Below are 6261 nucleotides of genomic sequence, written 5' to 3'. Positions count from 1 at the left end.
CTCGTGGTGGGCCATTTCGCTTCCTTCCTTGTGTTGCGTGGTTGCTCACAAGGAAAGCGAGATCGGCCCCCCACCTCAACTCCGACCCTCGGAGTTGGCGCCGTTACAGAAAGGAAGATGCACTACCCAGCGGCCTGGGGCTCACGATCTCGCGCGCGCTCGCCCGTCTTCTCGGCGGCGACCTGACGGTGTCGAGCGCGCAGGGCGGGGGAAGCGTCTTTCGCGCCAGCGTGGGCACCGGTTCTCTCGAGGGCGTGCGCATGCTCGACGTGTCTCAGGAGACGGCGAGCCCCGAGCCGCCGCCGGCGGTCGCGACCGCGCGCGAGCCCGAGCCGCTGCGCGCACGCGTGCTTCTCGCCGAGGACGGCGCGGACAATCAGGCGTTGATCTCGCTGGTGCTGCGCCGCGCGGGTCTCGAGGTCGAGATCGCCTGCGACGGCCAGATCGCTTGCGAGATGGTGGCCGCGGCGAGCGAACGCGGCGAGCCGTTCGACCTGATCGTCATGGACATGCAGATGCCGCTGATGACCGGCTACGAGGCCGCCGCGGCGCTGCGCGGCGACGGCTTCGCGACCCCGATCCTCGCGCTCACCGCGCAAGCCATGGCCGGTGATCGCGAGCGCTGCCTCGCGTCGGGCTGCGACGAGTACCTGTCCAAGCCGATCGACCGCGAGCGCCTCGTGAGCCTCGCGCGCGCGCTGCTGGAGAAGCGAGCGGTCTGAGGCGCGTCGAGCGATCCGCGGCGCCCCTCCGCTCGCGTATGATGAGCGCGGAGGTGGCGATGCGGCGGTTCGAAGGAAAAAGCGCGCTGATCACGGGCGCGGCCAGCGGCATCGGCCGCGCGACGGCGCAGCGCCTGGCGGGCGAGGGCGCGCGGCTCTTCCTGCTCGACGTCCAGGCGCAGGCGCTCGACGAGACCGCGAAGGCCGCCCGAGAGCTCGGCGCCGAGGTCGAGACGCGCATCTGCGACGTCTCCGATCCCGACGCCGCCATCGTCTCGGTCGAAGCCGCGGCGCGTTGCTTCGGCCGGCTCGACGTGCTCTGCAACATCGCCGGAATCCTGCATTTCGACCACACGCACGAGCTGTCGCTCGAGACCTGGCGTCGGATCCTCGCCGTGAACCTCGACGGCACGTTCTTCGTCTGCAAGGCGGCGCTTCCGCACCTGCTCGCGGCGCGCGGGAACATCGTGAACATGTCGTCGACCGCGGCGCTCGCGGGACACCCGTGGACGGCCGCGTACTCGGCCTCGAAGGGGGGCGTGCTCGCGCTCACCTACACGCTGGCGATCGAGTACTGCGCGCAGGGCCTGCGCGCGAACGCGGTCTGCCCCGGCTCGGTGACCACACCGATCCACTCCGCGTTCAAGCTCCCCGCCGGCGCCGATCGCAAGCTCGTCTACCGGATCATGCCGCCCGACGGAGTCTTCCGCGGGCCCGAGGCCGCCGCCTCGGTGGTCGCGTTCCTCGCCTCAGACGACGCTGCGCACATCAACGGAGCGGAGATCCGGGTCGACGGCGGCACGCTGTCCTGAAGGGCCGTCCCGATCCGAGCGCCGTCGCGTTCACAGGTCCGGAAGCGAGAGCGGGAAGTTCGTGGTCTCGGTGCCGCCGTCGACCTCGATGATCTTTCCGGTCACCCAGCCGCCGGCGTCGGACGCGAGCCAGAGCGCGGCGGCGGCGATGTCCTCGGGGCTTCCCACGCGGCGCAGCGGCGTCCGCGCCTCCATCTTCTTGCGCATGCCCTCCGCGGCGAGGAACGGCGCGAGCGCGGAGGTCTCGACCGCGCCGACGCTGATCGCGTTCACGCGCACGCGCGGCGCGAGCTCGTTCGCGAGCAGCCGCGTCAGGTGCGAGAGCGCCGCCTTCGCGGTTCCGTAGGCGGAGAAGCCGCGGTCGGTGATGCGGCCCAGCGCCGACGAGATGTTCACGATCGCGCCGCCGCCTCTTTCCAGCATGTGGGGGACCGCGAGCCGCGCCAGCAGGAACGCCGAGGTGACGTTGAAGCGGAACGATTCCTCGAAAAGGCGCTCGCTGGTGTTCAGGAACGGCTTCCAGGGCGAGCCGCCGGCGTTGTTCACCAGCACGTCGATCCGGCCGAGCTCGCCGATCGCGCGCGCGACCAGCGCCTCGAGCTGGGCCCGCTCCATCACGTCGCAGGGAACCGCGATCGCGCGCCGGCCGAGCGCGCGCACTCGCTCGGCGACCGCGTCGATCTCGCCAAGCGTGCGGGCGGCGCAGACCACGTCGGCTCCGGCCTCGGCGAAGCCGAGCGCGATTCCCGCGCCGATGCCGCGGCCGGCTCCCGTGACGAGCGCGACCTTTCCGTCGAGTCTGAAGCGATCGAGGATCATCCGGATCTCCGCGGTCGCTCAGCATACCACCGGGCCCGCGCGCTCGAGCCCGGCAGGACGTCGATCGATCGGCCTATCATGGCCGAGTGACGACCGAAGCCGCGCCCGCCTCGACCGTGGTCCTGCTCCGCGACGGGAGCGCCGGGCTCGAGGTCCTGCTCTTGCGGCGCAACTCGCAGCTCGCCTTTCACGGCGGCGCCTGGGTGTTCCCCGGCGGGCGGATCGACGCCGGGGACTCGGGCGAGGGAGGCGAGCTCGGTGCGGCTCGCCGCGCCGCTTCGCGCGAGGCGCGCGAGGAGGCGGGGCTCTCGCTCGATCCCGAGGCGCTGGTGCAGATCTCGCACTGGACCACGCCGGAAGGGCTGCCGAAGCGCTTCGCGACCTGGTTCTTCGTCGGGTCGGCCGATGCGACACAGGTTCGTGTCGACGGCGGCGAGATCCACGCGCACGCCTGGCTCACGCCCGCGGCCGCGCTCGAAGCGCGGCGCGCCGGAGAGATCGAGCTTCCGCCGCCGACCTTCGTCACGCTCTCGACGCTGCTCGCGAGGAGCAGCGCCGCGGAGGCGATCGCCGCCGCGCGCGCGCAGTCGCCGCTGGTCTATCTGCCGCGGCTGGTGCGTCTGGAGGGCGGCGCCTGCTCGCTCTACCCGGCGGACGCCGGCTGGGAGACCCGCGACCCGTCGCGTGAAGGCGCACGCCACCGCCTGCTGATGCTCGACTCGGGCTGGCGCTACCTGCGCGATCCGCTCTAGCGCACGCGCGCGAGCGCGCTCTCGAGCGCCTGCTCGAAGCGCGAGGCGAGCAGCTCGATCTCGTCCTCGGCGATCGTGAACGGCGGGCCGAAGCTGATCACGTCGCGCGCGGGATCGACGCCGCCGGGGTAGACGAACACGCCGTGCGCGATCCCGGCCGCGACGATCTTCGCGGTGAGCCCGGCCTCGGCGGGGAATGGCGTTCCGGAGCTCTTGTCGGCCACGAGCTCCACGGCCCAGAGCAGCCCGCGCCCGCGCACGTCGCCGACGTTGGGGTGATCGAGCAGGCGCGCGAGCCGCTTGCCGAGGATCTCGCCCATCCGCGCCGCGCGCTCGACGAGCTGCTCGCGCTCCAGGATCTCGAGCACCTTCTCCGCCGCGGCGCAGCTCGCCGGATGGGCGGAGTAGGTGAAGAACATGAACTCCTGTCCCTGCTCGATCACCGGCGCGACCACGGATTCGCTAGCGAAGATTCCGCCCATCGGCGCGTATCCGCTGGCCAGGCCCTTGCCGCCGACCAGGATGTCGGGAGTCACTCCCCAGTGATCCACCGCGAAGCGCTTGCCGGTGCGGCCGAAGCCGGTCATGACCTCGTCGGCGATCAGCAGAACTCCGTGGCGCTTGCAGATCTCGGCGAGCCTCGGCCAGTACCCGTCGGGCGGAACCAGCGCGCCGGCGGTCGAGCCGCCGATCGGCTCGGCGATCACCGCGGCCACGTTCTCGGGCCCGGCGCGCAGGATCGCCGCCTCGACCCCGTCGGCGCAGGCGACGTCGCAGCCCGGAAGCGACCTCCCGAGCGGGCAGCGGTAGCAGTAGCAGGCGGGCGCCTTCGGCAGATCGGCGAGCCACGGCTCGAAGCCCTTGCGGCGCTTCGTGTGGCCGCCGACGGCGAGCGTCGCGAAGGTCGTGCCGTGATAGGAGAGGTCGCGGCCGATCACCTGCCAGCGCTTCGGCTGACCGGCGGCGACGAAGTGCGCGCGGGCGATCCGCAGCGCGGCCTCGACCGACTCCGAGCCCCCGCTGGTGAAGCCCACGCGCGTGAGCCCGCGCGGCAGCCACGAGTCGACCAGGCGTTCGACCAGGCGGACGCGGGCTTCGCTTGCGAACGGCGGAATCGCGTAGGCGAGTCGCTCGGCCTCGCGCGCATAGGCCTCGGCGACCTCGCGCCGGCCGTGGCCGATTCCGACGACGATCGCGCCGCCCGAGGCGTCGAGGATCTGCCGCCCTTCGTCGGTGTAGAGCCAGACGCCCTCGCTGCGCGCGATCCGCAGCGGTGTCGCGCCCGCCCGTGACGCGAAGGCGAAGCGACGCGCGCGCTCGGCCTCCATCAGCCGAGCCCCGTTCCGAACGCTAGCGCCGTCGCGACCGTCATCGCGGAGCGCATGATAGCCTGACGCGAGAGTCGACGGGGAGATCGCCATGAAGCTGGGTGTCTTCTGTCCGCTCCTGGGTCCGGTCGCGGACGCCGCCTACGTGCGCAGCTTCGGCGAGACCGCGGAGCAGCTCGGCTTCGATTCGCTCTGGGCGGCGGAGCACGTGGTGCTCTTCGACGAGTACGGCTCGAAGTACCCCTACTCGGCGGACGGGCGCATTCCCGCGGCGCCGTCGAGCGGAATGCTCGAGCCGTTCACGACGCTCGCCTATCTAGCCGCGCTCACGAACCGGATCCGCCTCGGCACGGGAGTGCTGTTGGTGCCCCAACGCAATCCGGTGTACACGGCCAAGGAGGCGGCGAACGTGGACTGGCTCTCGGGCGGCCGGCTCGACCTGGGCGTCGGTGTCGGCTGGCTGGCCGAGGAGTTCCGCGCGGTCGGCGTCCCCTGGGCGCGGCGCGGCGAGCGAACCCGCTCGTACGTCGAGGTCATGCGCCGGCTCTGGTGCGACGAGGTGTCGGAGTTCAAGGACGAGTTCTACGACCTTCCCGCCTGCCGGCAGTTCCCCAAGCCGATCCAGAAGCCGCACGTGCCGATCCACTTCGGCGGCGAGAGCGACGCGGCGCTGCAGCGCGTGGCCGACATCGGCCAGGGCTGGTACGGATTCAACCTCGAGCCCGAGGGCTTGGTCGAGCGGCTCGCCCGGCTCGACGCGCTGCTCGACGCGAACGGCCGCAAGCGCAGCGATCTCGTCATCTCCGTCTCGCCGTACCTGCGCGCGATGACTCCGGCGAAGCTCGAAGCGTACCGGCGCGCGGGCGCGGATCAGGTGATCCTGATCGCGTTCGCGCGCGACCGAGCGGCGATCTCGTCCGCGCTCGGAAGGCTCGCGCAGGAGTACCTGCCGCTCTCGCGAAGACTCGCCTGATCGGCGCCATCTATCCCGCGCGCCCGGGAGCGAGGGCCTCGAGCACCTTCCAGTCGGGAACCGGCTGACCGCTCGGGTTGATCGGCTGGATGCAGACGTGGCTCGCTCCCGCGTCCAGGTGCGCGCGAACCCGCTTCTGCAGCACCGACACGTCGCCCCAGGCCACGGTCGCGTCGATGAACCGATCGCTTCCGCCGTTTGCGAAGTCGCTGTCGGCGAAGCCCAGCCGCTTCCAGTTGTTGCGGTAGTTCTCGAGGCCCAGGTAGATCGCGGCGGTGAGGCGCGCGAGATTTCGCGCCTTCGCGGGGTCGGTCTCGAGCAGCACCTTCTGCTCGACGCAGAGCCACGCGTCGGGCCCCATCGTCTTTCGCGCCATCGCGGTGTGCTCGGGCGTGGTGAAGTACGGGTGCGCTCCCTTCGTCTTCGTGGCGGCGAGCTGGAGCATCTTCGGGCCGAGCGCGGCGAGCACCGTCGGTGGCGCTTCGGCCGGGGGAAACGCGGCGTACGGCGCCTTCTCCATCCGCTCGAGGTACGCGCGCATCGTCGCGACCGGGCTCGCGTACACGTGGCCGCGCACGCCCTCGACCATCGGCCGGTGCGAGACCCCGAGCCCGAGCAGGAAGCGCCCCCCGGACTGCTCGGCGAGCGTCTTCTGTGCGGCCGCGGTGGCCGCGGCGTCGCGCGCGTAGATGTTCGCGATCCCGGTCGCGACCACCAGCCGCTCGGTCTTCGCGAGCAGCCACGCGGCGTGCGCGAAGGGGTGCCGCCCGATCGCCTCGGGAATCCAGAACGCGCCGTAGCCGAGCGACTCGATGCGCTGGGCGGCCTCGGCCGCCTGCGCCGCCGTGAGCGCCC

General features: G+C 71.8%; 7 protein-coding genes. 4 read left to right on the top strand and 3 right to left on the bottom strand.

Features of this window, described 5'->3' with window-relative positions; all coding sequences use genetic code 11:
• Window positions 1-188: 188 nt before the first annotated feature.
• Window positions 189-722 carry a response regulator gene (locus FJ108_17480; GenBank protein ID MBM4337681.1) on the top strand — a complete coding sequence of 178 codons (534 nt, stop codon included), beginning with the start codon at window positions 189-191 and terminating at the stop codon, window positions 720-722.
• 59 nt (window positions 723-781) lie between these two features.
• A complete protein-coding gene (locus FJ108_17475; protein MBM4337680.1) occupies window positions 782-1534 on the top strand; it encodes an SDR family oxidoreductase in 753 nt (250 codons plus the stop codon).
• A 30-nt stretch (window positions 1535-1564) separates the two neighbouring features.
• On the opposite strand, the gene FJ108_17470 is transcribed toward FJ108_17475, so the two are convergent.
• Window positions 1565-2353 (bottom strand): SDR family oxidoreductase, encoded by a 789-nt coding sequence (locus tag FJ108_17470; protein MBM4337679.1) that lies wholly within the window; start codon window positions 2351-2353, stop codon window positions 1565-1567.
• 86 nt (window positions 2354-2439) lie between these two features.
• Here FJ108_17470 and FJ108_17465 point away from each other — a divergent pair, with 86 nt between their 5' ends.
• Window positions 2440-3105: an NUDIX domain-containing protein gene (locus FJ108_17465; GenBank protein ID MBM4337678.1), complete on the top strand. Its 666-nt coding sequence runs from the start codon at window positions 2440-2442 to the stop codon at window positions 3103-3105.
• On the opposite strand, the gene FJ108_17460 is transcribed toward FJ108_17465, so the two are convergent.
• Entirely contained in the window at window positions 3102-4526 is a 1425-nt protein-coding gene (locus FJ108_17460) for an aspartate aminotransferase family protein (GenBank protein MBM4337677.1), read from the bottom strand. The genes FJ108_17465 and FJ108_17460 overlap by 4 nt on opposite strands.
• Between FJ108_17460 and FJ108_17455 the strand changes: the two genes are divergently transcribed.
• A complete protein-coding gene (locus tag FJ108_17455) occupies window positions 4525-5406 on the top strand; it encodes an LLM class F420-dependent oxidoreductase (GenBank protein MBM4337676.1) in 882 nt (293 codons plus the stop codon). The genes FJ108_17460 and FJ108_17455 overlap by 2 nt on opposite strands.
• A 10-nt stretch (window positions 5407-5416) precedes the next feature.
• Here the strand turns inward: FJ108_17455 and FJ108_17450 are convergent.
• Window positions 5417-6261, bottom strand: an 845-nt coding sequence (locus tag FJ108_17450) for a TIGR03620 family F420-dependent LLM class oxidoreductase (protein ID MBM4337675.1), incomplete at its 5' end; no start/stop codon positions are given.

This window comes from Deltaproteobacteria bacterium (assembly GCA_016875225.1).
In the GTDB taxonomy this organism is placed as follows: Bacteria; Myxococcota_A; UBA9160; order SZUA-336; family SZUA-336; genus VGRW01.
The sequence above is the reverse complement of the archived record's forward strand: the minus strand, read 5'-3'. Positions and strand labels throughout refer to the sequence as shown.